The organism is Bradyrhizobium sp. NP1 (genome assembly GCF_030378205.1).
GTDB lineage: Bacteria > Pseudomonadota > Alphaproteobacteria > Rhizobiales > Xanthobacteraceae > Bradyrhizobium.
This window is the reverse complement of the sequence record NZ_CP127385.1, coordinates 3,430,753-3,454,982: the sequence shown is the minus strand read 5'-3', so window position 1 is coordinate 3,454,982 and position 24,230 is coordinate 3,430,753. Positions and strand designations below refer to the sequence as shown.

The following is a 24,230-nucleotide window of genomic DNA, read 5'->3' as shown; positions in this document are numbered from 1 at the left end:
TGCAACGCGGGCGCCAGGGCTGCTTCCACCCAACTATCCGACAGCTTGTTGACCGCGACGCTCGACGCCGCGGGGCGCTGCCTTCGTGGCTCAGTGCACCACTTCGCCATGCAACGCGAGGTCGAGGCCATCGCGCTCCGCCTCCTCCGCCACGCGGAGGCCGACGAACATCTTGACCACGGAAAGAATGATCAAGCTGGCGACCGCGTCATAAACGAACACGATCGCGACGCCGATGCACTGGTTGACGAACTGGCCGGGGTTGCCTTCCAGAACGCCCGCCGTTCCCCCGTATTGCTCGACCGCGAACACCCCGGTGAGCAGTGCCCCGACGATGCCGCCGATCGCGTGCACACCGAAGCAATCCAGCGCATCGTCATAGCCGAACATGCGTTTCAGGCTGGTGCATCCCCAGTAGCAGAAGACACCCGCGCCTACCCCGATGGCAAAGGCGCCGATCGGTGCCACGAATCCGGAGGCCGGCGTGATGGCAACGAGGCCGGCGACCGCACCCGAGCAGATGCCGACGACGGTCGGCTTGCCCTTGAGCGCCCACTCCACCAGCATCCAGGTGAAGCCAGCAACGGCGGTGGCGATTTGCGTCACGAGCATTGCCATTCCGGCCTGCATCCCTGCCGTGACGGCGGAGCCGGCGTTGAAGCCGAACCAGCCGACCCACAGCAGCGAAGCGCCGATGAACGTGAGCACCATGTTGTGGGCCGGTCCGGCCTCTTTGCGCTTGCCGAGCATGATGGCGCACATCAGCCCTGCCACGCCTGCGTTGATGTGCACAACGGTGCCGCCGGCGAAATCGAGCACCTTCACCCACGCGGCATCGTTGCCGGAGGAGAGGAACCCGTCAGGTCCCCACACCCAGTGCGCGATCGGCGCGTAGACGAAAATCGCCCACAGGCCGATAAACCAGAGCATGGCGGAGAATTTCATGCGTTCGGCAAATGCACCGGCGATGAGCGCCGGCGTGATGATCGCGAAGGTCATCTGAAAGCAGATATAGACGGCTTCGGGGATCGTCGCGGCAAGCGGATTGGGATTGCCGATACCTCCCTTGCCGATGTCGCTCAGGATGTCCCTGAGAAACATGCGATCCAGGCCGCCGACAAAGGGCGTGCCGGCGCGGAATGCCATGCTGTAGGTCAGGATGGCGAACAGGATCGTGACGAGGCAGGTGACGGCAAAACTAGTCATCACCGTGTCGCCGACGTTCTTCTTGCGCACCATGCCGCCATAGAAGAGGCCGAGGCCGGGGATTGTCATCATCAGCACAAGCGCCACGGACGTCAGCATCCAGGCCGTGTCGCCGGAATTCGGCGTGCATTTTTCGAGAACCTTGCCGCCGCAGGCTGGCGCGGCCGCGTCCTGCGCGGCCGCGATGTCGCCCAGCGCAAGACAGAAGAACGCAATCCCCAACGCCGCGACCGCAAATTTCACGAGCCGCTGGCGCGCATATGTCCCTGCTTCCATCATCTTCCTCCTGTCACAAGAAAAGTCTGTGAGGGCTTGCGGAGCCGCTTTGCCGCTCCTTCGAGCCATGACGGCGCGTGGCGCGCGCAATGAGCGGCGCTACGCCCGCCTGTTCGATTCCCGCAATGTCGTGGAAGAGCCGCAAGCGGCCTCGCCTGCCGAGAGGCGGCCGAAAAATCAGTCGTGACCTTTGGCACAAGCCCGGCGACGCCCGGCGCCATGGCAAAGTCGCCGAGCTTGGACGGCCAGAAACTGGCAGCGGCTCGCCTCATGGCTCGCCAGCGTTCCCTGATCAGCAAGGACGGAACGCGTCCACGACGCTTCCGCCTTCAATTCCCCGCTAAAGCCAGTCAAAATTCGTGCCAGTGAGGCCATTGAGATAACCTATTGAATCGCTGTCGATTCCAGTTCGGAAGCCTGCGAGCGCGGTTGGCTATTGCCGTTCTTGACAGCAGAGAAGCGATGACCTGATTAGGAAATAGGCAGATCGATCACTGCCGTTTGGCTTGGCAGCGGCCGCACCTTGAAGACGCAAAGACGGAATGGATTGGCCTAGGCAGCCTTCAGCACCGGCGGCGGCGACAACGGCCGGATCAGCGCGAACGCGATCTGGATGATGCCAAAGGCCAGGCCGAGCGCGACGCCGATCCGCCAGGCCATCGTGTAGGAGCCGAGCGCGTCGTAGATGAGCCCGCCTCCGTAGGCGCCGAGGAAGGAGCCGAGCTGGTGGCTCATGAAGGCGAGCCCCTGGATCATGGCCTGCCAGCGCAGGCCGAACATCTCGGCCACCGCACCCGCGACCAGCGGACCGACCCCGAGCCAGAGGAAGCCCATCAGCGCGCCGAACAGCAGCGTCGAGGCCGGCGTCGGCGGCAGCATGAAGTACCAGGCGAGAATCAGCGAGCGCGACACGTAGATCATGCCGAGCAGCATCAGCTTGTTCCAGCGCCCGCCGGCCCAGCCGAAGAACAGGCTGCCCAGCACGTTGAAGCCGCCGATCACGCCCAGCGTCTGCGCGCTCAGCATCGGGTCCATGCCGCAGATCGCGAGATAGGACGGCAGGTGCGTGGTGAGGAAGACGAGCTGCATGCCGCAAACCATGTAGGCGCAGGTCATCACCAGGAAGGAGGCGTTGGAGAACGCGGCCTTCACCGCGACACCAGCGCTGGTATTGCCGATCTCGTCGCCCGAGGTCTTCGGCAGCGGAACGCGGTCGACGCGGCCGGCATACCAGGCCGCAGGGATCATCAGGATCGACAGCACCACGAAGCCGGCCAAGCCGGCGCGCCAGCCATAATCCTCGCTGAGCACCTGCCCGATCGGCGCCGCCAGCAGCGAGCCGAGCGAGCCTGCGGCCGAGACCATGCCGAGCACGGTCGAGCGCACGGTTGCCGGCACCGCGCGCGCCGAGACCGACATCGCGATCGCGGATGCCGTGCAGGCGAGCGCAATCCCGATCAGGATGCCGCCGCCGATGATGATGCTGGTCAGCCCGTGCGCCATCGCCATCAGCGCGAGACCAATGACATTGAAGACCGAGCCGATCATCATCACGGGACGGAAGCCGTAGCGCACGGTCAGCGCGCCCGCCATCGGCTGCAGGAATCCCCAGGCGAGGTTCTGCACGGCGACCGCAAGCGTGAAATCCGAAACCGAGATCCCTATGTCGCGCGTCAAGGGCTGCAGGAAGATTCCGAGGCTTTGCCGCAACCCCATGCCCAGCGTCAGCATGATGGATGCGCCGACCAGGATGGGCAGCGTGGGACGCAGGACCTTCAGCAGGGGCATTGTTCTTGTTCTCCCGCGCGGCCGCCGCGCGACACAAAGCGACCTCCGAGTCGCGATTATTAGATTACACAGACCTGTGTAATTGGGCTATAGATCGGCCACGCTGTCAAGGCACGAGGATACCCCCTGGCGCATGGCATCTCTGCAAGCCAAACCCACGATGAAGGAGCGGATCCTGGAGACCGCGGACCGGCTGTTCTACCTGCAGGGCATCCGCGCGGTCGGCGTCGACACCATTGCGGCCGAAATCGGCATCAGCAAGCGCACGCTCTACAACCACTTCCCGTCCAAGGACGCGCTGATTGCGGCCTATCTCGAACGCCGCTTCGTGAAGCCGAAGCCGTCGGACAAGCCGGCGGCCGAGCAGATCCTCGCCACCTTCGATTCGCTCGAGCGGCGCTTTGCTTCGAGAAATTTTCGCGGCTGCCCGTTCGTCAACGCGGTCGCCGAGCTCGGCCCCGACGACAAATCGGTGAAGAAGACGGCGGTCGCCTTCAAGGAGAGCCGCCGCTTGTGGTTTCGCGATCTCCTGCACCAGCTCGGCGTCAAGGACGCCGAAGCGCTTGCGACCCAGCTTGCGCTTTTGGTCGACGGCTCGATCGCGCAAGACCTGGTGCGTGATGACCCCGCGATGGCGCGCGCGGCGAAAGAGGCGGCGAAAGTGCTGCTGCGCAATGCCGGGGTCGAGGTCCCATCCTGAATGGCCGGTTGCGGCTTTGACCTGGATCAAGCCTGGCCGGGCGGTGAGGTTCGAGGTTGCGTCCTGTCATCCCAGGCAAGTAGGAGGATTACAGGATGAGTGTTGTGCTGTTCTCGCTCGCGCTCTTGACCAGCCAACCGGTGACACCGGTTTCGGATCACATTCCGCGGCTGACCGTCGAGGCGACGTGCAAAGAGACGACCGCTGTAGATCAAGCGATGAAACTGGCCGAAGCTCAGAGCCTTGCGGACTGTTTGCGCGACGAGACCTCCGCGCAGCAGCAGCTCGGCACCATCTGGCAAACCACACCGGTTTCCATTCGCGATCGCTGCGAAGGCGAGGCCGTTGCAGCAGGTCTTCAAAGCTACGTCGATCTTCTGACCTGTATTCAGCTGACGGATACGGCGAATTTGGCACCGTCTCCGGCCCCGCTGAGAGGGGCGAGCAGAAACAGAAACGCGAAGTAGGTGGCGCAGTTTGGGGCGCGCGGCGAATGCGGCACGTCCTGTTCGATCAGGTCGACGACGCTCGCGGCCGCGCCGGACGTTACTCTCATTCCTCCGGTCGGCATCCAACTTCCTGACATTTGCCTGTCGTCTCATCATTCGTCCCTCGCCTCGCAAGTCCGGTTCATTGTGCTTGCGATTTTGATGCCTTCCGGCGGGCCATTCCCATGGCTGCTTCGCCCCGGCTGCTGTACAAAAATGCTGTCGTCAGGTCCGATCGGGAGCCAATATGAACCGACGCCGGTTTGTTCTGGGACTGGGCGTCATCGCCGCGCTTGCGGGCTTCGCCGTGGCGCCCGCCGCCGCGGACGGCAAGCGCGTGGCGCTGGTGATCGGCAACAGCGCCTATCGGAACGTACCGGCGCTGCCCAATCCGCAGAACGACGCCGGCAATGTCGCCGCGGCGTTCAAGCGCCTCGGCTTCGCGGTGACCTTCATCACCAACGCGTCTTTTGACGACCTGCGGCGCAGCCTGATCGCGCTGGGGCGCGATGCCGATGGCGCCGACATGGCGGCGGTATATTTCGCCGGCCACGGCATGGAAATCAGCGGCGAGAACTGGTTGATCCCCGTCGATGCCGAACTGAAGAAGGATACCGATGCGGAAAGCGAGGCGATCAGCCTGCGCAGCGTGATCTTGCAGGTGTCGAACACCACGAGCCTTGGCCTCGTCATCCTCGATGCCTGCCGCAACAACCCGTTCGCCGCGAAGATGAACCGGTCGCTGGCGCTGCGCGCCATCAGCGGCGGCGGGCTCGGCCGTATCGAGCCGGTCGGCAACGTGCTGGTCGCCTATGCCGCGCGCGACGGCACCACCGCACTCGATGGCGACGGGCGAAACAGCCCATTCACGGCGGCGCTCCTGCGCAACATCGAGAAGCCGGGTATCGAAGTCACCTTCATGTTCCGCAATGTCCGCGACGACGTCATGGAGGCGACCGGAAACCAGCAGCAGCCCTTCGTCTACGGCTCGCTCTCGCGCAGGGCGATCTATCTTGCCGACCGGCCGCCGGCGGACCAGGCCAGCACGACGCAGGCGAATATCGCGCCAGCGGCTGGGGCTGCATCGCCGGCGGTGCCCGCCCCTCCGCCCCTGGCCATCGATCCCGCGCTGGTCGGGACCTGGGAGATCATGGTGCCGAACGACCGCGGCGCGTCGCGCTGGGTCTGGCGCATCATGGGCGACGGCACCTACCAATTCCGCGCCGAGGGACGGCGCGCGGCGCCGGCGCACGAGGGCACCATCACCGCTCTGAACGGCCACTGGTCGCTGCACGCCACAAGAGGGCTTGCGGGCTACGCGGACGCAGGCTCCTACGAGGTCCGCGACGCGTCTGCCGTCATCACCGGCAAGCTCGGCACGGGCTACTGGAAGCGGAGCCTGCAGTGACGGGCCGCTGCGAAGAGAACCGGATCGCGGGTCAACGCCTGGGCAATGACGCGAGGATCGGACCGGCCTCGGCGTCCTCCACGCAGGGCGTGACCTTCAGATCGAGCACGTCGATCCATTGCGCGTACCACTGATACATCGCCTTCGGGTCCGAGGACTCGGAGATCGCAAACCCCTCGCCGTTCATGCCGTGCCAGCGGCCGAGCATTTTCACGCCTTCCGGCGGCGAGCCGCCCGTTTCGAGAAATCGCTTGATCGCGGCATTCACGGTGCCTTGAGGCAACTTCCAATGAGAAATGTATTTCATGGAACGTCCTCCCTTTAAAAATCGATCATGATCGCAGCCGCCGGCCGCGAGAAAAAATCACCAGAACGGAGCCGCGACAGGCGAGCGCCAAAAAGGCATGAAAGCGCGCGGCCGCGCGTAGCCGAATTCGGCGACCGGGGCGCGGCGTCGAAACTTGATTCCTCCCTGCGGCTCGCCGCTCAGCAGGACCACGAAATCCGTCCCCTTGCCGGTCTCCGTGCTGACGGCTTCGTCCGTGACGATCAGGGACGATCGCGGCACCACCCCCGGAATGCGATCCAGCACATCCTGGGGAATGACGATCCGGTCGAGCGCAGCCTTCGCATTGTCCGGAGCCGCCGACGCCGGCTCGACGTCGCGGCCACCGCCCGCGCTCGCTCCGCGAAGGGGATCGTTCGTGCCGCCATTCGGACGTCCGCCGTCCAATGAGACGACACTCCATCGAACGCTTGAATCGCCGCCAGCGCGTTCCATCGCGGTGAAGACATGCGTGCCGATCGGACGATCGGGGTCCACGATTGTGACCGGGCTCTCGAACACGGGCTCGAAGGATTGCCGGACGTAAAGCCGCTGTGTCTTGCGGCTGATCAGCACCGAGACCGGCTCGAGCGCACGCGCGACCTGCCGTGCCGCCTCAGCCGCGACGATCCGCGCGGTCTCCGCAGCGTCAGCCGCCTGACGCGCGGCCGACAGCGCATCGAGCTTCGGTTGCAGCTCGGCCTTGGCAGCGGTCCACTGCGCTTCCAGCTCGGCGATCCTGGCGGTCGCCTTCGCCTTGGCGTCTTCGGCCCGTTCCCGCGCCTCGGTCGCGGTTGCAGAACCAAGGGCCGCCTCGGCGTCCGCCAGTTGCGCCGAAGCCCGCAGCTTCAGGTTTTCCGCCGCGCGCACCGGCACCATGGCTTGCGTGGCGTCCCGAAAGGCGGCGCCGGCGATGCGTTTCGCCTCATCCGCCTTCCGTGTCGCCTCGTCCGCCTCTGCTGTCCGGGTGGCGGCCAAGGCGTCCGCACCGGGTTTCGGCTGCAACAGAGCCGGGTGGGCTATCTCCACCGGCGCCACGTCGGCCGGCGCCACGATGACCCGCAAGCCAAGCCGCGTCGCGTCGAACAGCTGCTCGGCGAAGTCGAACGGCATCCGGACGCAGCCATGCGACGCCGGATATCCCGGCAAGGGGCCGCCGTGGAGCGCAATGCCTGACCAGGTGATGCGCTGCATGTGGGGCATGTAGGCATCGTCATAGAGGTTCGAGTAGTGCTCGGCCTCTTTCTGGATGACGCTGAAGATCCCGGCGGGCGTCTCACGTCCCTTCTGGCCGCTCGATATCGGCGCGCGCAGGATCCAGCCCTTGATGTCATAGACCGTGATCCGCTGGCTGCGGAGCGAAACGATGGCCATGATGGGCTCGCCGGCGGTGCGCGACTGGATCGACTCGGCTTCGCCTCGGCCGCCCCTGGCGCCCGCCTCATCCCCCGCCGCCATCAAGGCGATCAGACCGGCAACGGCGAGAGGCACCGGCCGCAGCCGTCCCGGCCTGCCCCTCGCATTCGAAAAACGCGACGACATGCGTTCCATCCGATCGCGCCACGCCAGCTTCTGTTCAAAAGACTAACGCCGATCGGTCGAACCTGCCAGCGTGGAACTTGCCGAATGCTCGCCGATCCGCCGGTTGAAAGACCGGCGACGGATGTCACACAGCCAACCTCGGCTCGCCATAACCGGGGAGCGTCGCCCGCACATCGGGGGATCGCCGGTCCGAAGCGGCGGGCGCGTCAATAACCCTTCGTTAACCATCTAAATGCATGCTTCCGATCAATAATAATCGAGATTTTGATTGAGACCAGCCGCCGCCAGGCGAGGCGGTCGTCAAGTAGCCCTGTTGAACTTGAATTTCTTTGCAACGGACGCCCGGTGCTTCAATGCCCGAGGATTTGGATCACGATGTTGTTGCGCTGAAGGCCTGGCTTCGAACGGCCTGGCGTCTTGTCGCCGAGCCGTCGATTACGCCCTTTGAGCGACGCGAACTGCGAAATTACATGAAGGAAGCCGAAGCGGCGTTGCGGTCCGGACTGAGACAACTCAGCGTCAGGGACAAGGCGCGCTTCGAGGCCGAAAGGTCCTTCGCAGCACGCCGGTTCGAGTTTCGCATCCTGAATCTTGACGCATGAAAATCAGCCGATCGAGATCGTGTCGCGAACCGCGCAAACGTCGATGCGCTGCTGCAATTATTTCTATCTGAAGTACGAGGACGCCGACATGGCCATGGGGACTGTAAAATGGTTCAACGCGACGAAGGGCTATGGCTTCATCAAGCCCGATGACGGCGGAGCCGACGTCTTTGTGCACATTACCGCTTTGCAGCGGGCCGGTTGCACGTCGCTCGCTGACGGCGCGCGTGTCAGTTACGAGCTGAAACCGGGCCGCTCGGGAAAGATGTCGGCCGAGAATTTGCGCCTCGGGTGAAGCTCGATCTTGGCGTTACGTGCGCTTGCAGGGCGTTTCGAACCCGGCGCTGACCGCAAAACCTCACCGCTGAAAAGCGCAACGTGGGCGTTACCGCGCTCAGCAGGCTCTCATTCGATCACCTGGTCGTCGCCGGGCCGGGATTTGTGCCCTGCCCCGCCGCCGCCCAACTGAACGCCCAATTCGGACACAACCGCGCCCAAGTAGTAACCAACGCATTAATCATAGCTTGCCCTTACATCGGGTGGGTTGTGTTGGGGTTATGGCAGGGTATCGCCGCGCTGCTCTGGGAATGACGCTGGCCGCGCTTGCGCTCGGGCTGGATAACTGGCCGGCGCGGGCCGACTCATTCCAGCAGATGTGGATGGGCCGCATCGCGCGTCCGCCTGCCGACAACGAGGAAGCCTCCATCTACTGGGAAGACAAATGGGACTCGCGCGGCAAGCGCTTCAAGCCCCACGAAATCTCCTGCGCGCATCGCACCGAGGCGCTGGGCACGGTCTTCATCGTCACCAATCTCGAAAACGGAAAAAAGATCGAATGCCCCGTATTTGATCGCGGCCCGTTTGCGCGCGGCAGAGTGCTGGACTTCTCGCTGGGCGCCGCACGGAAGATCGGCTGCGACGGGTTATGCCGCGTCACGGTGCGTCGTGCCGGCTATGAATGACGCACGCTGATTGCGAACTCCGGGGCTTTGGCCTCACCTCACCTTCACAGGGCCCAATCCCGCGCGTCGATAAAAAGTCTGACCTCGATGCTGAAGCTCATCGCGCTCCTTCCTTTTCGATGATCGTGGACATTGTTCGGCGACGTCCTCACCGTTCGGACGCGGGAGTGCGGAAGCGCACCACGTCATGCGCTCAGACCGGGAAGCCCTCGCCGAACATTGGGAGACCACTAAGAGATTCCGCCTGCGTCGCCTCGTCCTGAAGGACGTCCCAGTGTTCGGCGAGCTTGCCGTCCTCGAAGCGCACGATATCGGCGGCGATCCATGACCTCGGACGCCCGTGGCCCGAAAAGCGCCCATGGGCGATGACGTAGTTTGCTTCGGCGAGGATCAGGTGATTTTCGTAGCGGAGTGTGCCGGGAAGGCCGCGAACGAGATTGAACAACCCGTCCCGGCCCGGCGGAATATGGGCGCTGTGCTGGATATAGCGGTCCGACCAGAAGCGCTCCGCCGCCGCATAGTCGCGTTTGTTGAACAGCGCATCGAACGCCTTCAGCACGAGTTTCTTGTTCTCTTCGGGTGACGTGGCTGGCATGTCGCGCTCCCTCCCGTACGCATTGCTCGTCCTCGGAAAAGACGGTTTCCCTGCGCCGCTCAAGTCAGACCGCCAACGATCGAGGCACGGCGCGAAAGCTCGATCCAATTGCCGTCAGGATCGAGGATCATCGATATCCGCGCCACGTCTCCAAGGGTTATCGGTGCAAAGCCCTCGCGCACGCCCTTGGCTCGCAGCGCGCCATGGACGGCGTCGATATCGGCGACCTGCAGGGTGATGTAGCGCCAGCCGCGCGCCTGGCGAACCGGATCGATAGTCGCCGCAACGTCTTCCTCGAGAAGAACGAGGCTGTCTCCGAGGCGAAAGGCCGGGCCGCCCGACCATGACTGTTCGGCGAAGCCGAGGATATCGCCATAGAACCTGCGGTGTTCGCTGAGGCTGCGGACCCCCATGGCAACGCCTATCTGGGTGACGCCCTCATGACCCGGCGGCACCAGTCGGACACGGTTGCCGTCAGGATCGACCATCCGTCGCGGTTTCTGCAGATCTTCTCTGGCGATGATCAGCTCGCGGTAACCGCTGGGTGCGGCCTCCGGCAAGGGCTCCACATGATGGTTGAGCTTGATGACGGAGCCTTGCACATCATGCCTGTACTGCTTCTGCCCGCGGCGAACCGGCAACACATGATCGAAGCGAATAGCGACGTCCTGCTGCCAGAACCGCAGCATTGGCTCCAGATTGTTCGTCGAAAGTCCGACGTCGATGACGTTTTTTGCCAGTTGCATCTGCCGGCCGTTGTTCGAACGATGCACCAGACCCCGGCTATTTTCGGACCAGCGGGATCTGCAGGTTGGTCGGGCGGTTCTGCTCCGCATCAAAGCCGCGGCCGTCAATGTTGCGAGCCCCCCAGAACAGCAGGTCGCCCTTGAGGTAGACCAGGTCGTATTCCATGAAGTTCGTCCCTTCCTTGAGGCCGAAAGGAGCGAAGGCCTTCCCGAATATGCTCTGCGGTGAGTTGACCGCCCAGGTGGCGTATCCCACTGAGGCGACCTTGTTGAGGACGTCGGCAAATCCCGGCGCAAGCGGCGTCACCTCGTAGGCTTCATCAGCGACGAAGTCGACCCTCTGCGCGCCCAGAGCGATCGGATGCGGCCCCTGCCACAGCATGTGGCCGCCGATCTTGATCCGCGCGAGCGGCACCGCACCGTAGGGGTCGGCTGAGTTGATGACCTCGAGCTCGAACCGATCGGACGGCAGATATTTGAAAGCGCGCTTGAGATAGAACGGCTTGAGCGAGCCGTCCGGGTTCTTGCTCGGCCGCACCTCGGGCGCGATGCTCTCCCAATTTCCGAGCATGGCTTGCTTGATTTTCGCGACGTCTTTCTCCATGCCGCTCGCCCTCGGTTGATCACTGGGGGATTGTGCCGCGGCGCCGCCCGATCCTGCCATCAGCAGAAGAAGCAACAGCGACGCTCGAACGCCCTTGCACATGTGCACGCTCCGGCAGACGGCGCAGGCCTTCCGTGCCGCGCCGGACGGATCAAGGCCGCGCCACGCTCTGCTTGGCAGGCAGACCCCGCGCAAAGCTGGCTTCTGCGGTATAATCCACGCTGTTCGGCTCGAAAAAGACTTTGTAAGCTGGGCCCATGCTTACAAGACATGGGAGGCAGTGATGGAGCTCCGGCATCTCCGCTACTTCGTTGCTGTCGCCGACGCGGGCAGTTTGACCGTTGCCGCCGAGCAAACGCTCCACACTTCCCAGCCATCACTCAGCCGGCAAATCCGGGATCTCGAACAGGAAGTCGGCGTTCAACTGATGACCCGTGGCGCTCACGGTGTCGAACTCACGTCGGCCGGCAAAGCCTTTCTGGACCATGCACGAATGACGCTGCTTCAAGCAGAGGCAGCAAAGGAAGCAGCGCTGCGCGCGGCGCAGCCGGCGAGACCGACATTCGCCCTTGGCTTTTTGTCGGGAGCCGAAATCGATTTGTTGCCCGAGGTGAACCACGTGCTTCGCGACCAGTTTCCCGGCATCGAAATCCGGCTGTCGAGTGACTACTCCCCTTTGCTTGCGAAGGCCTTGATGCGACGCAAGCTCGATGCAGCCTTCATGCGGCCGGAAGAGCAAATGGGAGATCTGGCCTATAAACGCGTGCGAACGGACCCGCTGGTCTTTGTCTTTCCGAGCGACCATCGCCTGGCGTCGCAAGCAGCCGTCGCGCCGCAAGAGATCGTCAATGAAACGTTCTACTTCCCATCCAAAGCCGCCCCTGCGGTGCGCCGCGTCGTCCTGGAGTATTTCAACCGGACCGGCATCGATCTCAAGCCGGAACAGGAAGTTCACAATGTCGTCCATGCGATATCAATGATCACATCGACGCGCGCGGTCATGCTGCTGCCGGCTTACACAAAGCGGTATCTGCCCGAAACGATAACCACCCGCCCGGTGAAGGGAGAAGCGCCCACGCTGGACCTGGTCATCGCGTACCACAAGGCAAACAAATCGCCGATCCTGAAGCTGCTTCTCTCCAGCGTCGGCAAGCTCGCTGCGGCAGCCCCATCCTAGCGACCCTCGCGTCGGGAACTGTTCTTCGCAATCGTACGACGATTTCGGCGCAAACGCCTGCGCGCAAAATCGAAATTGTCCAGCGATCTCGAGCTGATTTGGGTCGTCCAGTCCTCGCGCAAAAAATATTGCGCTTGATGCGTCGGGCAAATCAATGGCTTTCCTCGGCACATCCCGCGCCTGCCAAGAGGGGCGCTTTGCGATCGTCACGAGTGTTGGGCGCGGGATGCGATGGCCGCTCCGCCTGCTTGAAAATGAAAGAGAGGCCGCCAACCGGAGCGGCCTTTCCTGCTTTTATTACGGCCGTGCTGTCAGCCTCACGCTGCGTTCGGCTATCATGGAATCGGGTGAGCTTTCTCCGCGAGATCGCCCGTTATGACGGAGCGGAGTCGACCGGGCGAAATCCCGTAACGTTTCCGAAACGCGCGCACGAATGCGCTCTCGGAATCGTAGCCGACCGCCGCCGCCACCTGCGCCAGGGTTCCAGTTGTCGAGCCGAGGCGATGGCGTGCCAGACCAAGTCGCAACTCGCTCAGGAAGCCAAGCGGCGCAATATCCCCCTCCCTGCGGAAGATCCGAACCAGAGTCGCGCGCGAAACATGCGCTTCCGCCGCAAGCTCGTCCAGCGTCCATGGATGCGCGGGAGCTCTCAACATGGCGGCGACGGCTCTGGCCGAGGACGACGATGCGAGCAGCCGTAATATGCCGCTCGCTGCCGCGGACTGTTCGAAATGCAGCCGAAGCATCATCACGAAGAGAGCGGTGGCAAGCTCGGTGGCAATCGTCGCTGCGCCCGGACGCGCGGCCTGCAGCTCCTCATCGATCGCCCGCACCAGCATCCGCATCCGGTCGGACAGATCCCCTCTGCCGATGCTGAGCACGATCGCCTTTGGCAATGCGGCAGTGACGAGGCTGTACATGGCCCCGTCCAACCGCAGCCGGCCGCAGATCATCTCGGTCTCGGTCGCGCCGCGGGTGTTGGTCTTAATCCTGATCGCGTTGTTGTATTCGGTTCTGATCGGCGCTGCGGAGCTTCCGCCACGGCTCGCCGATCGCACGACGTGGGAGTCGCCCTGCGGGAGCAGGAGAATGCTGCCGGCTTCCAGTTTGAACGTTTCCCCGGAATACCGCTCCAGCACGCAATTTCCATTGGTCACGATGTGAAATTGAGCAAAACCCGCCGGCTCCGCTTCGTGCACGACCTCCCATTGCAAGCCAAATCGGCACACGTCCTGAATTTCCGGGCGCACCCGGAACAGGGGAGCAATCGAACTGAACGGGTCGAGAGTAGCCGGCTCTGTCGCGTCGTCTGGATGTTTGATCCTGCCGGCATAGATTTTGCGCCGCGAGAGCATCGCCAATTCCTCGTTCGCCCCGATTTCTCAAAGCATCGAATGAATGAGGAGAATGTAATGCGGATGCACCAACCCAAGCGCGCGGTTCCGACGCGCAACGATCACGAATACGCGATGAACAAAACATTCATCAGCGGTGCCCTTGCGTTGATGGTCCTGGCTTATCCCGCTCACGCCTCGGCGCAACAGGCGGCCTCGGCCGACAAAGCCGAACGGTCCCTTAAGCAAATCGCGGAAGCGTCCTTCATGGCCGAGAACCAGGCCGCCATGAGCAAGATGATGAAGGACATGACGGTGAAGCCGTCCGGCAATGTCGATGCAGACTTCACGGCCATGATGATCCCCCACCATCAGGGCGCAATCGATATGGCGGAGGCCGAACTGCACTACGGCCACAACGAAAAATTGCGCCGGATCGCGAGGAACATCATTGCCGGGCAGCGGCGGCAGATCGGCGCGATGAAGGCGGCGCTGGGCCGGCCGCTGTCCGAGGGGACGTCATCGGCAACGCAGTCCGGTCACGCTTCTCAAGACGGCGCCCGGCCCGCGCGCAACGCGGCGCGTTGAATACAGTCAATCCTACCATTCATTCCGCGTTTCACATCGCATCGAAAAGGAGAGCGTCATGCACATGCTGGATTGGAATACATATCGGCAGCAGCTTCTCGCCGGGGTCGGCGGGTTCGGCAAGCTCAACCCCGATATCATCAAGGGCTACACCACCCTCAGCCGGGCCGGCCAGAAGGCCGGTCACCTCGACGAAAAGACCCGCGAACTCGTCGCGCTTGCGGTCGCCATCACCCTGCGCTGCGACGGTTGCATCACGGTACATACCGCGGAGGCCCGGGGACGGGGTGCGACCAGGGAAGAGATAGCCGAAGTGCTGGGTGTTGCGGTCTCCGTCAATGCCGGCGCGGCCGTCGTCTATTCCGCCCGCGCGCTCGACGCATTCGACGCCGCCGCCGAAATCAATCCCAACGCCTGAGGAGAACTCATGATCAGCTATCTTCGTCTGCCGCTTTCCTGGATCGCTCATTCCGATCGGGTCGGCATCCCGCTGATGCGCGTCGCCATCGCGATCGTCTTTCTGTGGATCGGCGCGCTCAAATTCGCGCCTTATGAAGCCGACAGCATCACGCCCTTCGTCGCCAACAGCCCGTTCATGTCGTTCTTCTACGAGCATCCGGCCGAGTACAAGGCGCACCTCACGCACGAGGGTGAGTTGAAGCCGGCCGAGCGGGCCTGGCAGACCGCGAATAATACCTATGGCTTTTCCGACGGGCTCGGAACTTTAGAGATAATGATCGGCCTGCTGACGCTACTGGGCGTGTTCTCGCGCCGATGGGGCATCGTGGGCGCGACGCTCTCGTTCCTGACGCCGTTCGTGACGTTGTCTTTCCTGATCACGACGCCGGACGCGTGGGTCTCTGCGCTTGGCGATGCGCAGCACGGCTTCCCTTATCTGTCAGGCGGCGGGCGGCTCGTGCTGAAGGATGTCATGCTGCTGGCCGGCGGCCTGCTGATCATGGCTGATAGCGCCCGCGCCTTCCTTGAGGCCCGCCCTTACGCCAAACTTCGGACGATGACGGCCAGCAAGACCTCCATTGCCCCGGCCGAGTGAGCGCAGCCGGTTGCCACCGGAACCCGCAGCATCGGAAACAGTCTGGAACAGTATCTGCCAATAGCCGACGTGGTCCGTCTGCTTGAAAATGAAAGAGGCCGCCGACCGGGCGGCCTCCTGTGTGGGCCGCCCGCCGCGGACCATGACCGTTAAGGGTCAAAACCGGCAATGCTCTGATGAGCAGAAAATTTCAGCGTAGCCCCCCAAAGCCTGAGGCTGCTTCTATCCAGCGTCGGCAAGTTCGCTGCGGCTGCCCACTCCTAGGGCGTGTACTCATAAGAAGCGAGGATCAGGCGTTTGATGTCCGTTATGCCCTCAACAACGGCGCGGAGACGAACATCGCCAGATGTCCAAGTCGGACCTATAGCGGACGTTCGCTTGTAGCGAGCAAGACACTCAACGAACAGGCTGGTCCTCGCGCAAAAATATTGCGCTTGATGCGTCGGGGGCTTCAATCCGCGCATCGCGCCTGCCAAGAGGGGTGCTTCGCGATCGTCACGAGTGTTGGGGGCGGGACGCGATGGCCGCGTCGACGTCGAAAGACGAACGACAATGATGCGGACGAAGAAGTCGTGTGGTCCTGACGCCCCGACGCTGGCGTCAAGTTCGTGGATTGTCGATCCGCGAATGACGGTGAAGCCTCCCCTGACGGCCAGGTCGGCCGCATCCCGCAGATGCCCGAAGCACTATTATTGCGTCAGCGAAGCGGGAACGCCTGGAGAAATGCGGGTTGCAGCCCATGCGAAGCTCGAACGGCCCAGGATGCCGGCGAGCCCCGCGATCGCGACCGCCGTTCCGAGCTGCCAGACGATGATCATGATCGTGGCATCAAGGTCATGAATCAGTGACAGCGCAAAGGCCGTCATCGCGGCAATGGCGAGCCCGCCCGTCATGCTGACGATCGTGGGGCGCAGCACGGCGACGTGGCGAAGCATGACGAGCATCGCGACCGACAGCGGAAGGCTCGTGAGCAACAGCGTCGAAAAGCAGCGGACCGCCTCGCCCATGCGGACGCCATCCGGGCCGATATCCACCCAATCGGTCAGGCAGCCATAGCCGATCGTCGAGACCCACGCCGCTAAAGCGGGGACCGGCAGCAGGCACCACCACCGCGAGCTCTCGGGCTGGCCGAGATTGAACGCTGCGATCGCGGCGAGAATACCCGTGACCAGTGCCGCGCCCAGGCTCACCACAAAAACGCCCTGGTGAAGCCGCGCCGGCAAGTCCGGCCTGACGCCGTGGCCGACAGCGAGCAGCGCGAGCACGGCCGCCGCGACCGACAGCCACAGCGCCGCGCGCACAAGCGGTGGTCGCAACGGGCGCACGGGAGCAGCGGTATCGGCCAGCCTGTCGATCAGCTCGGACGTCTTCATGGCACGTGCCCGCCCTTGAGCAATCGACGCAGATTTGCAACGGCGCGGTGTGTGGCGACCTTTAAGGCGGACACCGACCGGCCACTGCTTTTTGAAGCATCCTTCAACGACATCTCGTTCAATTTCAACATCCGCACGGCGTCGCGCTGATCTGGCGGAAGCCGCTCGATGGCATCAAGCAAGGCCCGCTCGGCCATCTCATCACGGTTCGCTGGAGCTTGCGAAAAGGTTTCATGTTCGGCCGTAAGCTCGATTTCGCGCGCGGCCTTGCGGGTCTGGCGGCGCAGCCGGTCGATCAGGCGCCGATTTGCGATGGCGGTGAGCCACGGCGCGAAGGGACGTCCCGGATCATAGGTGTGCCGTATCGCATGAATGGTCAGCAAGACGTCCTGAACTGCGTCTTCCACGTCCGCTTCATGTTTGAAGCACCGTCTGGCGATCGAACGGATATAGGGCTCGATTTCCAGCAACAGCGCGCGATATTCTTGACGATTGCCGGCTTGGGCGAGCGCCATTCTTCCCGACCAGTCGGACGCCGTGCCCTGCCGAGCGGGCTGGTTCGGCCTGATCACGAAGAGATGCGGCGCAGATGGCGGGTTACCTTCCGGCATCGAAGGGGCCTGTTTCCACTGCTCCGGCGGCCGCAGAGCGGCGCCTTCGAGAGTTCATTGAGTACACCCGGTTCCCGGGGACAGGTAGCCAATTATTTTCTTCCGACGCGGTAACCTTTTTGGAAACCCCGTCGAACCTCTCCCATGGGAGCCCCGCAGGGGCCAGATAGGAGAGGATAACATCATGAATCGCCGTGTGCTCATCGCATCCACCCTGACGACCGCCGTGGGGCTCGCGCTCGCTATGCAGGCGCCAACCGTTCAGGCGCAAGGCATGAAAGAGCCGCCACAGGCCGTGAAGGACAACATGGCCCGGATGGCCAAGGACAAGCTGGAGAAGTGCTACGGCATCAACGCTGCGGCCAAGAACGATTGCGCCGAGGGCGCCCACTCCTGTGCCGGCCAGTCGACGCAGGCGCGCGATCCAAAATCCTTCGTGCTGCTTCCCGCCGGCGACTGCGGCAAGATTCAAGGCGGCAAGACCACCGCAACCTGACCGACGGCACGCCGATGCGCGCCGCAGCGGTCAGTCGAGCCAGCCCCATTCCGGCCCAGGCCGGGATCGGGCTGCGCTTCCAGCATCATCAGGCCGTGCTCGACACGCGGCCCGATGTGTCGTGGATGGAAGTGCACACCGAAAACTACATGGGGGGCGGCACGCCGGTCCGCGACCTGGAGGCGATCCGGCACGATACGCCGATCTCGCTGCACGGGGTCGGCCTGTCGCTCGGAAGCGCCGAAGGTCTCGATCCCGCGCATCTCGAACGCATTCGCAAGGTGGCCGAGCGCATCGAGCCGGGCCTGATGTCGGAGCACATCGCCTGGAACATGGTCGACGGAACCTACCTCGCCGATCTGCTTCCCCTGCCCATGACGGAGGAGGCGCTGGACGTCGTTTGCCGTCATGTCGACCAGACCCAGACCTGTCTGAAGCGGCGCATTCTTGTCGAGAACCCGTCGACCTATGTTGTATTCGCCGATTCCATCATTCCCGAATGGGAGTTCATGGCGGCGGTCGCCACGCGCACCGGCTGCGGCGTCCTTTGCGACGTCAACAATATCTGCGTCAGCGCCCACAACCATGGCTGGGATGCGTCGCTCTATCTGGCGTCCTTGCCGCGTGACGCGATCGGCGAAATCCACCTTGCAGGCCACAGCCTGCGTACCTTCGCCGACGGCAGCATGCTGCGGATCGACGATCACGCCTCGCGCGTCAGCGAAGAGGTGTGGGCGCTCTATCGGCAAGCCATCGCGCGCTTCGGCGCGGTTCCGACCCTGATCGAGTGGGACAATGATGTGCCGGCACTGGACGTTCTGCTGGAGGAAGCCGGACGTGCGCAAGCGTTCATCACGGCATTGAAGAACGAGGCCCCTCATGCCGACGCTGCATGAATTGCAGTCCGCGATGCGACAGAGCCTGGTCCGCCGCGAATCGGCCGCCGTCTCGGCTGCGCTTGCGCGACATGTGCCGCCGGAACGGCTCGATATTTATCGCAACACATTTCTCGTTTCATTGACGAAAGCGCTTCGGCTGTGTTTCCCGGCCGTGGCGAAACTGGTTGGCGAGGCCTTCTTCGAAGGTGCCGCGCAGGTCTTCATCGCGCGGCATCCGCCCTGCGCGGCGTGGCTGGATCAGTATGGCGACACGTTTCCCGAATTTCTGCGCACGTTTGGGCCAGCGACAACCGTCCCCTATTTGCATGACGTGGCGAAGCTGGAGTGGGCCGTGCATTCGGCCTTGCACGCGGCGGAGGCCGGGGCCCTCGATCCCGCGGCACTCGCCGATGTCGCGCCCGACGATCAGGGCCGCATCCGCCTGATCGCGGAGCCGTCGCTTGCGTTGCTCCGCCTGGCGTACCCCGCCGACAGGATCTGGCGCGCAGTTCTGACCGAAGACGATGAGACCTTGGGAAAGATCGACGTGGACACCGGTCCGGTTCACCTCGTGGTGGAGCGTCGTCCAGACGGCGTCGCGGTCGAGCGGCTGGACGGCCCGGCATGGCAGTTCCTCCGGCGCCTCTGTGCCGGGGAGCCGCTGGCGGCGGCGCTTGGCGATCCGCAAGACGGGCCGCGCTTCGATCATGCTCGCGCGCTGGCGGAGCATCTTGCCGCCGGCCGGTTTTGCAGCTTCGAACTGGCGACCAACGCGGGTTCGGCCACAGCATGGGTGATCTCGTGACCCAGCGCATGCGCGCCATTCGGCCGACGTTCGTCGCGGACACGCTCAGTCGCGCACGCCGACTGCTGGAAGGCATTTCCTATACATGGCTCGCGCTGCCGCTGCGGTTCGCGGTTGCGACCGTGTTCTGGAATTCCGCAATGACCAAGCTCGCCAACTGGGACACGGCCCTGTCGCTGTTTTCGGATGAATACCAGTTGCCGCTGATCCCGCCCGAGGTCGCAGCCTATCTGGCGGTCACGATCGAGCTCACGACTCCGGTTCTGCTGATGCTCGGGCTGATGACGCGGTTTGCCGCGCTCGTGCTGCTCGGCATGACGGCCGTGATCGAGATCTTCGTGTACCCTCAGGCCTGGCCGACGCATATCCAATGGGCTGCGATGCTGTTGGTGCTGCTCTGCCGTGGCGCCGGCACCCTGTCGCTCGACCATCTGCTGTGGCGATGGCTCGGAGCGCAATCAGAAGCGCAACACGAAAATCCACCCGTCGCGTAGCGTTTTTTGGCCCCAAAGACCGCTGCGCCTAAAATCGAATTTCTTGAACGATCTCAAGCTGATTTGGGTCGTCCAGTCCTCGCGCAAAAAATATTGCGCTTGATGCGTCGGGCAAATCAGTGGCTTCCATCGGCACATCCCGCGCCTGCCAAGAGGGGCGCTTCGCGATCGTCACGAGTGTTGGGCGGGGGATGCGATGGACGCGTCAGCGTCGAAAGACGAACGACAATGATGCGGACGGCGAAGTCGTGTGGTCCTGATGCCCCGACGCTGGCATCAAGCTCGCGAACATCTTGCGAGCGACGGTGGCAAGAAAGCCCGGTCACCGGGGAGAGCACGAAGGAAACCGTTCAAACCATCGCGCGGGGAATGCCGGCTCGTTTCGGTGTACCTGTGGTGACTAACTCGTGTGCTTTTTTCATTTGCACGCGAGGCTGCGGGTGCATTGGACACCCGGCATTCCCTGCGCCCTCTTCTCCGATCGAGGGTGATGTTTGACAAAACTCGGGCGTAATCCGCCGCGGGAACGGGAAACCACGTCCTCCGCCGTCAAGCCGGCGACGACAGCGCAATGGCTCTTTGACAATCAAACCGGAAACTGAAGGCCTACGCCGCCTGCGCCACCACGCGGTTGCGGCCATCATGCTTGGCGCGGTAGAGCGCGGTGTCGGCGCGCTTGAGCAGGTCGGAAACGGCCTCGCCCTTCGCCTCCAGCGTCGAAAGCCCGATCGAGATCGTGACCTCGATGCGCCTGGCGCCCTTGTTGACCCCGAACGGCTCGCCCGCGATCGAGCGGCGCAGCCGCTCCGCCACCATGCCGGCCACCGCAAGGTCGGTCTCCGGCATCACGATCACGAATTCCTCCCCGCCATAGCGGCAGGCAAGGTCGATGCCCCGGATCGACTTGCGGATGCGCGTTGCGAATTCGCGCAGGACGTCGTCGCCGGCGTCATGGCCGTAGGTGTCGTTGATGGACTTGAAAAAATCGATGTCGAGCATCATCAGCGCCAGCGGCTTGCCGCGGCTCGAAGCCTGCTCGGCAAGCGTCGCCAGATGGCTCTCCATGTAGCGGCGGTTGTGCAAGCCGGTCAGCGCGTCGGTGATCGCCATCTCGATCGAATTCTGCACGTTGTCGCGCAGATGGTCGGTGTAACGGCGGCGCCGGATCTGGGTGCGCGCCCGCGCCAGCAATTCGTTGCGATCGACCGGGCGCAACAGATAGTCGTTGACGCCGATCTCGAGCCCGCGCATCAGCCGCGCATTGTTGTCGGCATCCGAGATCGCAAGGATCGGCAGCTGACGGGTGCGCTCCAGCGAGCGCGCCTGGCTGCACAGCCGCAGGCCATCGAAGTTCTCGAGGCTGAGCGACACGATCAGCAGGTCGTAATTGCCTTCGGCGGCGTGAAACAGCGCTTCCGCCGGATTGGGCTCGACGTCGACCGATTGCTCGGCGCTCAGCATCTGCGCGAGCCGCTCGTAGGACGAGGGCCGGTCGTCGACGAGCAGGATCCGCCCGCCCTTGCCGGTATCGGCGACCGCATGGCGCTCGGGAGCCTCCATGCCGATCTCCAGCGAGGTGATGGCGCGCGTACGCAGCTCGTCGGTCATCATCTTCAGCCGCGTCAGCGAGCGCACGCGCGCAAGCAGCACGATGTCGGACACCGGCTTGGTGAGAAAATCGTCGGCGCCGGCTTCCAGGCCCCGCACGCGGTCGGACGGGCTGTCGAGCGCCGTGACCATGACCACGGGAATGAAATGGGTCGCGGGATTGGATTTCAGGCGGCGGCAGACCTCGAAGCCGTCCATGTCGGGCATCATCACGTCGAGCAGGATGATGTCGCATTCGGCGCGCTGGCAGAGCTGCAGCGCCTCGGCGCCGTTGGATGCGGTGAAGACGTCGAAATACTCGGCCGCCAGGCGTGCTTCCAGAAGCTTGACGTTGGCTGGAACGTCATCGACGACCAGGATACGCGCGGACATCGAAACTCACTCCTCACCCAACGAAACGCCGTACCGTCTCGATGAACTTGCCCACCGAAATTGGCTTGGACAAATACGCTTCGCAGCCGCCCTCGCGGATGCGCTCCTCGTCGCCCTTCATCGCGAACGCGGTGACCGCGACCACGGGAATTGCGCGCAGCTCCGGATCGTCCTTGATCCAGCGCGTCACCTCGAGGCCGGAGACCTGCGGCAGCTGGATATCCATCAGGATCAGATCGGGGCGCGTCTTGCGCACGAGATCGAGCGCCTCGTAGCCGTTGCTGGTGCCCGAGGTCTGATAGCCGTGCGCTTCCAGCAGATCGCGAAAGAGCTTCATATTGAGCTCGTTGTCCTCCACGATCAGGACGGTTTTTGCCATCCCGCCCCTCCCTGTTTCTTTAGGAAGCACGCTTCGATCAGCGATGCGGACAGCGCTTCTCGGACGTGCCGACATGTGAATTCAAACTAGCGTCAGATTCGCTCCAAGCCGTTAAGCCCTGGTTCCATATGACCAAGTGGTTTCCACTTGCTTGAACCGATCGCGAAGACTCGGGCATGATGGCGGCAAATTAGACAGCATAAGTTAACGGAAAGGCAAACCGATCGTTGAAAAAGCCTGTTCACAACCCTCGCGAAGTCGCTGAAATTGTTGCGGTTCAGGCCCTTTCTTTTCTGGCCGCCGATCCCGAGCGGCTGGGCCGGTTCCTGGCCGAAAGCGGCATCGGCCCGGAGACCCTGCGCAGCGCCGCCGCCGATCCGCATTTTCTGGCCAGCGTGCTCGATTTCGTCACGCGGGACGACGCCACCGTGGAAGCATTCGCCAAGACCGTCGGCCTTCATCCAACCAACGTCGCAGCCGCCCGCGAGGTCCTCAACGATGCCAAGTGGGAGCGCGACACCCCGTGAGCGCCCCGGCGCCAGCGCCGAATTGCTTTTGCCGGGATTGTCTGGCTGACCTGGAGGCACTTGCGAGGCGCTGCAACCGATGCGGCTCCCCCCGCCTCGTGCGCCACCGCGCGCTTTCCGCGCTCACCATCGCCCATATCGACTGCGACGCGTTCTATGCGACGGTGGAGAAGCGCGACAACCCTGAGGTCGCCGACAAGCCGGTGATCATCGGCGGGGGAAAGCGTGGCGTGGTGTCGGCCGCCTGCTATATCGCGCGAACGTTTGGCGTGCGTTCGGCGATGCCGATGTTCAAGGCGCTCGAGCTTTGCCCGCAGGCCACCGTGATCGGCCCGGACATGGCGAAATATGTCCGGGTCGGCCGCGAGGTGCGCCACGCCATGCAGGCGCTGACGCCGCTGGTCGAGCCGCTGTCGATCGACGAGGCCTTCCTCGACCTTTCCGGCACCGAACGCGTGCACGGCATGATCCCGGCCAAGGTTTTGGCGCGCTTTGCCAGCGAGGTGGAGCGCACGATCGGCATCACGGTCTCTGTCGGGCTCTCCTGCAACAAGTTTCTCGCCAAGATCGCCTCCGACCTCGACAAGCCGCGCGGTTTCGCCGCCCTCGACCAGGATGAAGCGCGCGAGATGCTCAAGGACAGGCCCGTCGGCTTCATCTTCGGCGTCGGCCCCGCGACGCAGGAGCGGCTCGCACAGCGCGGTTTTCGCATCATCGCCGACCTGCAGCGCGCCGACGAGATCGAGCTGATGAAGCAGTTCCCGACCGAAGGCCGCAGGCTGTGGCGGCTCGCGCGCGGCATCGACGACCGCCGCGTGGTCGCCGACCGCGGCGCCAAGACGATCTCGAGCGAGACCACCTTCGAGACCGACATCAGCGATTTCGCGACGCTGGAGCGGCTATTGTGGCGGCTGTCGGAGAAGGTTTCGACGCGGCTGAAGAACGGCGAGCTTGCCGGCTCGACCATCACGCTGAAATTGAAGACCGCCGACTTCCGGCAGCGCACCCGCTCGCAGTCGATCGCCGCACCGACGCAGTTGGCGAGCAAGATCTTCGCGATCGCGCGCGAGATGCTGGCACGCGAAATCGACGGCACCTCGTTCCGCCTGATGGGCACGGGCGTCAGCGCGCTGCGGCCGGGATCGCAGGCCGACGACACCGACATGCTCGACCGCCGCTCGGCGCACGCCGAGCGCGCGATCGACGATCTGCGCAAGAAATTCGGGCAGGCCGCCGTGATCCGCGGCATCGCCTATGACGGGCCGGAGAAGGCGGAATGAACCGCCTTCGGC

Annotated in this window: 28 protein-coding genes; 16 read left to right on the top strand and 12 right to left on the bottom strand. The window is 63.6% G+C overall.

Annotated elements, in window-relative coordinates:
• Positions 1-90: 90 nt before the first annotated feature.
• Together QOU61_RS16485 and QOU61_RS16480 are read right to left on the bottom strand one after the other, a co-directional pair.
• Positions 91-1,485: an ammonium transporter gene (locus QOU61_RS16485; RefSeq protein ID WP_289660395.1), complete on the bottom strand. Its 1,395-nt coding sequence runs from the start codon at positions 1,483-1,485 to the stop codon at positions 91-93.
• A gap of 549 nt (positions 1,486-2,034) precedes the next feature.
• A complete protein-coding gene (locus QOU61_RS16480) occupies positions 2,035-3,270 on the bottom strand; it encodes an MFS transporter (RefSeq protein WP_289660392.1) in 1,236 nt (411 codons plus the stop codon).
• Between the two features lie 160 nt (positions 3,271-3,430).
• On the opposite strand from QOU61_RS16480, the gene QOU61_RS16475 reads away from it, so the two are divergent.
• From QOU61_RS16475 to QOU61_RS16465, 3 genes are all read left to right on the top strand, one after another.
• Positions 3,431-3,970, top strand: coding sequence for a TetR/AcrR family transcriptional regulator (locus QOU61_RS16475; RefSeq protein ID WP_354142539.1), 540 nt, complete (start codon positions 3,431-3,433; stop codon positions 3,968-3,970).
• Positions 3,971-4,065: 95 nt separating this feature from the next.
• Positions 4,066-4,437: a hypothetical protein gene (locus tag QOU61_RS16470; protein WP_289660388.1), complete on the top strand. Its 372-nt coding sequence runs from the start codon at positions 4,066-4,068 to the stop codon at positions 4,435-4,437.
• Positions 4,438-4,705: 268 nt separating this feature from the next.
• Positions 4,706-5,866, top strand: coding sequence for a caspase family protein (locus QOU61_RS16465; RefSeq protein WP_289660387.1), 1,161 nt, complete (start codon positions 4,706-4,708; stop codon positions 5,864-5,866).
• A gap of 31 nt (positions 5,867-5,897) precedes the next feature.
• Here QOU61_RS16465 and QOU61_RS16460 read toward each other — a convergent pair whose 3' ends face one another.
• Together QOU61_RS16460 and QOU61_RS16455 are read right to left on the bottom strand one after the other, a co-directional pair.
• Complete coding sequence (locus QOU61_RS16460) at positions 5,898-6,173, bottom strand: DUF3303 domain-containing protein (RefSeq protein ID WP_289660386.1); 276 nt, start codon at positions 6,171-6,173, stop codon at positions 5,898-5,900.
• A gap of 57 nt (positions 6,174-6,230) precedes the next feature.
• Positions 6,231-7,733 (bottom strand): L,D-transpeptidase family protein, encoded by a 1,503-nt coding sequence (locus QOU61_RS16455; protein WP_289660384.1) that lies wholly within the window; start codon positions 7,731-7,733, stop codon positions 6,231-6,233.
• Positions 7,734-8,062: 329 nt separating this feature from the next.
• Here QOU61_RS16455 and QOU61_RS16450 point away from each other — a divergent pair, with 329 nt between their 5' ends.
• From QOU61_RS16450 to QOU61_RS16440, 3 genes are all read left to right on the top strand, one after another.
• Complete coding sequence (locus QOU61_RS16450) at positions 8,063-8,335, top strand: hypothetical protein (RefSeq protein WP_289660382.1); 273 nt, start codon at positions 8,063-8,065, stop codon at positions 8,333-8,335.
• 88 nt (positions 8,336-8,423) lie between these two features.
• Positions 8,424-8,630, top strand: a complete 207-nt coding sequence (locus QOU61_RS16445) for a cold-shock protein (protein ID WP_289661553.1) — start codon at positions 8,424-8,426, stop codon at positions 8,628-8,630.
• A gap of 292 nt (positions 8,631-8,922) precedes the next feature.
• The gene (locus QOU61_RS16440) at positions 8,923-9,297 is read left to right on the top strand and encodes a septal ring lytic transglycosylase RlpA family protein (RefSeq protein ID WP_289660380.1); all 375 of its coding nucleotides are present in this window, start codon (positions 8,923-8,925) and stop codon (positions 9,295-9,297) included.
• 193 nt (positions 9,298-9,490) lie between these two features.
• Here QOU61_RS16440 and QOU61_RS16435 read toward each other — a convergent pair whose 3' ends face one another.
• Genes QOU61_RS16435 through QOU61_RS16425 form a run of 3 tightly spaced genes read right to left on the bottom strand, consistent with a single transcriptional unit; the run spans position 9,491 to position 11,242 of the window.
• Entirely contained in the window at positions 9,491-9,892 is a 402-nt protein-coding gene (locus QOU61_RS16435) for a nuclear transport factor 2 family protein (protein ID WP_289660378.1), read from the bottom strand.
• A gap of 59 nt (positions 9,893-9,951) precedes the next feature.
• Positions 9,952-10,746 carry a VOC family protein gene (locus tag QOU61_RS16430; RefSeq protein ID WP_289660375.1) on the bottom strand — a complete coding sequence of 265 codons (795 nt, stop codon included), beginning with the start codon at positions 10,744-10,746 and terminating at the stop codon, positions 9,952-9,954.
• Entirely contained in the window at positions 10,676-11,242 is a 567-nt protein-coding gene (locus tag QOU61_RS16425; RefSeq protein WP_289660372.1) for a hypothetical protein, read from the bottom strand. The genes QOU61_RS16430 and QOU61_RS16425 overlap by 71 nt, the downstream gene beginning before the upstream one ends.
• A 283-nt stretch (positions 11,243-11,525) precedes the next feature.
• On the opposite strand from QOU61_RS16425, the gene QOU61_RS16420 reads away from it, so the two are divergent.
• Positions 11,526-12,419, top strand: a complete 894-nt coding sequence (locus QOU61_RS16420) for a LysR family transcriptional regulator (protein ID WP_289660370.1) — start codon at positions 11,526-11,528, stop codon at positions 12,417-12,419.
• A gap of 335 nt (positions 12,420-12,754) precedes the next feature.
• Here QOU61_RS16420 and QOU61_RS16415 read toward each other — a convergent pair whose 3' ends face one another.
• Complete coding sequence (locus tag QOU61_RS16415) at positions 12,755-13,774, bottom strand: AraC family transcriptional regulator (protein WP_289660367.1); 1,020 nt, start codon at positions 13,772-13,774, stop codon at positions 12,755-12,757.
• Positions 13,775-13,831: 57 nt separating this feature from the next.
• Here QOU61_RS16415 and QOU61_RS16410 point away from each other — a divergent pair, with 57 nt between their 5' ends.
• The 3 genes from QOU61_RS16410 to rclC are packed head-to-tail and all read left to right on the top strand — an operon-like array spanning position 13,832 to position 15,395.
• Positions 13,832-14,341: a DUF305 domain-containing protein gene (locus tag QOU61_RS16410; protein WP_289660364.1), complete on the top strand. Its 510-nt coding sequence runs from the start codon at positions 13,832-13,834 to the stop codon at positions 14,339-14,341.
• A gap of 58 nt (positions 14,342-14,399) precedes the next feature.
• Complete coding sequence (locus QOU61_RS16405) at positions 14,400-14,759, top strand: carboxymuconolactone decarboxylase family protein (protein WP_354142532.1); 360 nt, start codon at positions 14,400-14,402, stop codon at positions 14,757-14,759.
• 9 nt (positions 14,760-14,768) lie between these two features.
• The gene (rclC, locus tag QOU61_RS16400; RefSeq protein WP_289660362.1) at positions 14,769-15,395 is read left to right on the top strand and encodes a reactive chlorine resistance membrane protein RclC; all 627 of its coding nucleotides are present in this window, start codon (positions 14,769-14,771) and stop codon (positions 15,393-15,395) included.
• A gap of 689 nt (positions 15,396-16,084) precedes the next feature.
• Here rclC and QOU61_RS16395 read toward each other — a convergent pair.
• Positions 16,085-16,768 carry an NrsF family protein gene (locus tag QOU61_RS16395; protein WP_289660359.1) on the bottom strand — a complete coding sequence of 228 codons (684 nt, stop codon included), beginning with the start codon at positions 16,766-16,768 and terminating at the stop codon, positions 16,085-16,087.
• A complete protein-coding gene (locus QOU61_RS16390) occupies positions 16,765-17,379 on the bottom strand; it encodes a sigma-70 family RNA polymerase sigma factor (RefSeq protein WP_289660357.1) in 615 nt (204 codons plus the stop codon). The genes QOU61_RS16395 and QOU61_RS16390 overlap by 4 nt, the downstream gene beginning before the upstream one ends.
• A gap of 184 nt (positions 17,380-17,563) precedes the next feature.
• Here QOU61_RS16390 and QOU61_RS16385 point away from each other — a divergent pair, with 184 nt between their 5' ends.
• Genes QOU61_RS16385 through QOU61_RS16370 form a run of 4 tightly spaced genes read left to right on the top strand, consistent with a single transcriptional unit; the run spans position 17,564 to position 20,052 of the window.
• Complete coding sequence (locus tag QOU61_RS16385; protein WP_289660355.1) at positions 17,564-17,875, top strand: BufA1 family periplasmic bufferin-type metallophore; 312 nt, start codon at positions 17,564-17,566, stop codon at positions 17,873-17,875.
• A 14-nt stretch (positions 17,876-17,889) separates the two neighbouring features.
• On the top strand, positions 17,890-18,771 hold the full coding sequence (bufB, locus tag QOU61_RS16380; protein WP_289660354.1) for an MNIO family bufferin maturase: 882 nt from the start codon (positions 17,890-17,892) through the stop codon (positions 18,769-18,771).
• A complete protein-coding gene (locus QOU61_RS16375) occupies positions 18,755-19,558 on the top strand; it encodes an HvfC/BufC N-terminal domain-containing protein (RefSeq protein WP_289660352.1) in 804 nt (267 codons plus the stop codon). Before bufB ends, QOU61_RS16375 begins: the two co-directional genes overlap by 17 nt.
• Positions 19,543-20,052: a DoxX family protein gene (locus QOU61_RS16370; protein WP_289660350.1), complete on the top strand. Its 510-nt coding sequence runs from the start codon at positions 19,543-19,545 to the stop codon at positions 20,050-20,052. The genes QOU61_RS16375 and QOU61_RS16370 overlap by 16 nt, the downstream gene beginning before the upstream one ends.
• A gap of 606 nt (positions 20,053-20,658) precedes the next feature.
• Here QOU61_RS16370 and QOU61_RS16365 read toward each other — a convergent pair.
• Together QOU61_RS16365 and QOU61_RS16360 are read right to left on the bottom strand one after the other, a co-directional pair.
• Positions 20,659-22,032: a PleD family two-component system response regulator gene (locus QOU61_RS16365; RefSeq protein WP_289660347.1), complete on the bottom strand. Its 1,374-nt coding sequence runs from the start codon at positions 22,030-22,032 to the stop codon at positions 20,659-20,661.
• Between the two features lie 13 nt (positions 22,033-22,045).
• Entirely contained in the window at positions 22,046-22,411 is a 366-nt protein-coding gene (locus QOU61_RS16360; protein ID WP_289660346.1) for a response regulator, read from the bottom strand.
• 227 nt (positions 22,412-22,638) lie between these two features.
• On the opposite strand from QOU61_RS16360, the gene QOU61_RS16355 reads away from it, so the two are divergent.
• Positions 22,639-22,938, top strand: coding sequence for a DUF3572 domain-containing protein (locus QOU61_RS16355; protein ID WP_289660344.1), 300 nt, complete (start codon positions 22,639-22,641; stop codon positions 22,936-22,938).
• A complete protein-coding gene (locus QOU61_RS16350; RefSeq protein WP_289660342.1) occupies positions 22,935-24,218 on the top strand; it encodes a DNA polymerase IV in 1,284 nt (427 codons plus the stop codon). Before QOU61_RS16355 ends, QOU61_RS16350 begins: the two co-directional genes overlap by 4 nt.
• The last annotated feature ends 12 nt before the right edge of the window (positions 24,219-24,230 follow it).